This is a genomic window from Streptomyces sp. NPDC005483, assembly GCF_040606035.1.
Classification (GTDB): Bacteria; Actinomycetota; Actinomycetes; order Streptomycetales; family Streptomycetaceae; genus Streptomyces.
Genome location: NZ_JBEXEA010000101.1, coordinates 1 through 3,923 on the forward strand (window position 1 = coordinate 1; position 3,923 = coordinate 3,923).

3 protein-coding genes are annotated in these 3,923 nt (G+C 70.8%); all 3 read left to right on the forward strand.

Annotation, left to right across the window (positions count from 1 at the left end):
• Positions 1-145: 145 nt before the first annotated feature.
• The 3 genes from sucC (at position 146) to ABZT06_RS50275 (ending at position 3,839) form a co-directional block, all read left to right on the forward strand.
• Positions 146-1,303, forward strand: coding sequence for an ADP-forming succinate--CoA ligase subunit beta (gene sucC, locus ABZT06_RS50265; RefSeq protein ID WP_355756591.1), 1,158 nt, complete (start codon positions 146-148; stop codon positions 1,301-1,303).
• Positions 1,288-2,187, forward strand: a complete 900-nt coding sequence (gene sucD / locus ABZT06_RS50270; RefSeq protein ID WP_355756594.1) for a succinate--CoA ligase subunit alpha — start codon at positions 1,288-1,290, stop codon at positions 2,185-2,187. Before sucC ends, sucD begins: the two co-directional genes overlap by 16 nt.
• 95 nt (positions 2,188-2,282) lie before the next feature.
• Entirely contained in the window at positions 2,283-3,839 is a 1,557-nt protein-coding gene (locus tag ABZT06_RS50275) for an aldehyde dehydrogenase family protein (protein ID WP_355756597.1), read from the forward strand.
• The last annotated feature ends 84 nt before the right edge of the window (positions 3,840-3,923 follow it).

The window sequence follows — 3,923 nt, forward strand, 5'->3', positions numbered from 1 at the left end:
GTCATGGATCACCTCACGGCCATGTGTGGCACATTGCATACAGTCGACGAATACTGTATGAAGATTGTTATCCCGCATCCGATGGGTGATGTCCAGGGGGCGTGCAGCACTTTTGAGTCGTGCACATTGAGACGGGAGCCCAAGCATGGACCTGTACGAGCACGAAGCACGGGGGCTTTTCGAGGAACACGGGATCCCTGTGCCGAGGGCCGAGGTCGCCGACTCGCCCCAGGAAGCACGCACGATCGCCCGTAGGCTCGGCGGCAGCGTCGTCGTCAAGGCGCAGGTCAGGACCGGCGGCCGGGGCAAGGCCGGCGGGGTGCGGCTCGCCGCCGACCCGGCCGAGGCCGAGAAGACGGCACGCCGGATCCTCGGCATGGACATCAAGGGACACACGGTCGGCAAGGTCATGCTGGCCCAACCGGTGGACATCGAGAGCGAGTTCTATGTCGCCTACGTCCTCGACCGGACCGCGGGCCGTTTCCTCGCCATCGCCTCGGCGGAGGGCGGCATGGACATCGAGGAGGTTGCCGCGGCCGACCCGGACGCGGTCGCCCGTGTCCACGTCGACCCCGCCGAGGGCGTCACCTCGGCCAAGGCGGGCGAGATCGCCGAGGCGGCCGGACTGCCACCGCAGACCGTCGACGTTCTCGTACGACTGTGGGAGGTCCTGGTCCGCCAGGACGCCGTCCTCGTCGAGGTCAACCCGCTCGTCCGCACCCGGCAGGGGCACATCCTCGCCCTCGACGGCAAGGTCACCCTCGACGACAACGCCCGCTTCCGCCAGCCACGTCGGGAAAGCGAAAGCATCTCCTACGACGATCCGCTGGAGGCCGCTGCCGCCGCGATGGGCCTCAACTACGTCAAGCTCGACGGCGAGGTCGGCGTCATCGGCAACGGTGCCGGCCTGGTCATGTCGACCCTGGACGTGGTCGCCGGCTGCGGAGCCCGTCCGGCCAACTTCCTAGACATCGGCGGCGGCGCCTCGGCCCAGGTCATGGCCGACGGACTGACGGTCATCCTGTCGGACCCGGCCGTGAAGTCCGTGTTCGTCAACGTCTTCGGCGGCATCACCGCCTGCGACGCGGTCGCCGACGGCATCGTCAAGGCCCTGGAAGAGGTCCGGCTCACCAAGCCGCTCGTCGTGCGCCTCGACGGCAACAACGCCGCCCGCGGCCGGGCTGTTCTCGACGAGCGCGCCCACCCCCTGGTCCAGCAGGCCACCAGCATGGACGGTGCCGCCCGCCGAGCCGCCGAACTCGCCAACGCCGGTCGAAGGAGCGGGACATGGCCATCTTCCTGACCAAGGAGTCCAGGGTCCTCGTCCAGGGCATGACCGGCGGCGAGGGCATGAAACACACCCGGCGCATGCTCGCGGCCGGCACCGACGTGGTCGGCGGCGTCAACCCGCGCAAGGCCGGCCAGGCCGTCGAGTTCGACGAGCGTGTCGTACCCGTCTTCGGATCGGTCGCCGACGGCATACGGGCGACCGGAGCCGACGTCACCGTCGTCTTCGTGCCACCCGCCTTCGCCAAGGCGGCAGTTGTCGAGGCCGCCGACGCGGGGATCGCACTGGCTGTCGTCATCACCGAGGGCATCCCCGTCCACGACTCCGTCGCCTTCACCTCGTACGCGAAGAAGAAGGGGACACGGATCGTCGGCCCCAACTGCCCCGGCCTGATCACCCCCGGCCAGTCCAACGCCGGCATCATCCCGGCGGACATCACCAGGTCCGGCCGCGTCGGCCTGGTGTCCAAGTCGGGCACGCTCACCTACCAACTCATGTACGAGCTGCGCGACATCGGCTTCTCGACCTGTGTCGGCATCGGCGGAGACCCCGTCGTCGGCACCACCCACATCGACTGCCTGGCCGCCTTCCAGGACGATCCCGACACCCAACTGATCGTCCTCATCGGGGAGATCGGCGGCGACGCCGAGGAACGGGCGGCCACGTACATCCGTGAGCACGTCAGCAAGCCCGTCGTCGGCTACATCGCCGGATTCACCGCGCCCGAGGGCCGCACCATGGGCCACGCCGGCGCCATCGTGTCCGGTTCGGCGGGCACGGCGCAGGCCAAGAAGGCGGCCCTGGAGGCGGTCGGCGTCAAGGTCGGGAACACCCCCACCGAGACGGCCCGCCACGTGCTCTCCCTGCTGGACACGGTCCGCGAGGCCCCTCAGGCCTGACCCGGAACCACACAGCGGCGGACGGAGACGTGTCCGGCCCCGCCGCGCCCCTCCATACCCCGCCCCCGACTGTGCACCGAGAGCGGAGACATCGCATGACAACCACCCTCAACTCCACCCAGCTCGTGGTGAAGTCCGGTACCTCCTGGAACGACGCCTGGCAGCGCTGCCTCGCCGTCGCCCCCGAGGCATTCCGGGACGACCGCGTCCTCAACCTCTGGGCCTCCGCCTGGCAGGCCGACGGCCGGGCGCTGCCCGCCACCAGCCCCGTCGACGGCAGCCCGATCGCCGGCCCGCCGCGCCTGGACCGGGAAGCCGCCCACCAGGCCGTCCGCGCCTCCCTCGACCAGCACCGCGCCTGGCGGCACATACGGCTCGAAGAGCGCCGGGCCCGCGTCGCGGCCACCCTCGACGCCCTCACCCAGCACCGCGAACTCCTCGCGCTCCTGCTCGTCTGGGAGATCGGCAAGCCCTGGCGGCTCGCGCAGGCGGACGTCGACCGGGCCATCGACGGTGTGCGCTGGTACGTCGACGGCATCGAGCCGATGGTCGAGGGCCGCGCCCCGCTGGACGGCCCGGTGTCCAACATCGCCAGCTGGAACTACCCGATGAGCGTGCTCGTTCACGCCATGCTGGTGCAGGCACTGGCGGGCAACGCGGTCATCGCCAAGACCCCGACCGACGGCGGTGTGGCCTGTCTGACCCTGGCCTGCGCGCTCGCCGCCCGCGAGGGAATCCCCGTCACCCTGGTCAGCGGCAGCGGGCGAGAGCTGTCCGAGGCACTGGTGCGGGCGCCCGAGATCGGCTGCGTCTCCTTCGTCGGAGGCCGCGACACCGGAGCCGCCGTCGCCACGGCCGTCGCCGACCTCGGCAAGCGCCACGTACTCGAACAGGAGGGACTCAACACCTGGGGCATCTGGAACCACACCGACTGGGACGCGCTCACCGCCGTCATCCCCAAGCTCTTCGACTACGGCAAGCAGCGCTGCACCGCCTACCCGCGGTTCGTCGTCCAGCGTGAGCTGTTCGACGAGTTCCTGGCGGCCTACCTCCCCGCGGTGCGCACCCTGCGCCTCGGACACCCGCTCGCCGTCGAGCACGCCGACGACCCGTACCCGGCACTGGACTTCGGGCCGGTGATCAACGCGGCCAAGGCGAAGGAACTCCGCGACCAGGTCGCCGAGGCCATCAACCGCGGCGCCGTCCCCGTCCACCGCGGCAGCGAGGCGGGAGCCCGCTTCCTGCCCGGCCAGGACACCTCGGCCTACGTCCATCCGGTCACGCTACTGAACCCGCCCCCCTCCTCACCCCTGCACCACGCGGAACCCTTCGGCCCGGTCGACACCATCGTCCTGGTCGACACGGAGGCGGAACTGCTGGCCGCGATGAACGCCTCCAACGGCGCCCTCGTCGCCACCCTCTCCACCGACGACCGGGCCACCTTCGACCGACTCGCCCCGCAGATCCGCGCGTTCAAGGTCGGCCACGGCACACCGCGGTCCCGCGGCGACCGCGACGAACTGTTCGGAGGCTTCGGCGCGTCATGGAGCGGCGCCTTCGTCGGCGGCGAGCTGCTGGTGCGAGCCGTCACCCAGGGCCCGGCGGGCGAGCGGCTGCCCGGCAACTTCCCGGAGTACCAGCTGATGCCGTGAGGCGCGTCCGGGCGGCGCTCCGTCCGGGGGCGCCGCCCGGCCACCGGCGAACACACGACGACGCAGAGATGGGGTGGCGAGCAT

Coding starts and splice junctions, on each gene's coding strand:
- sucC (WP_355756591.1), top strand. CDS start 146: ATGGACCTGTACGAGCACGAAGCACGGGGGCTTTTCGAGGAACACGGG.
- sucD (WP_355756594.1), top strand. CDS start 1,288: ATGGCCATCTTCCTGACCAAGGAGTCCAGGGTCCTCGTCCAGGGCATG.
- ABZT06_RS50275 (WP_355756597.1), top strand. CDS start 2,283: ATGACAACCACCCTCAACTCCACCCAGCTCGTGGTGAAGTCCGGTACC.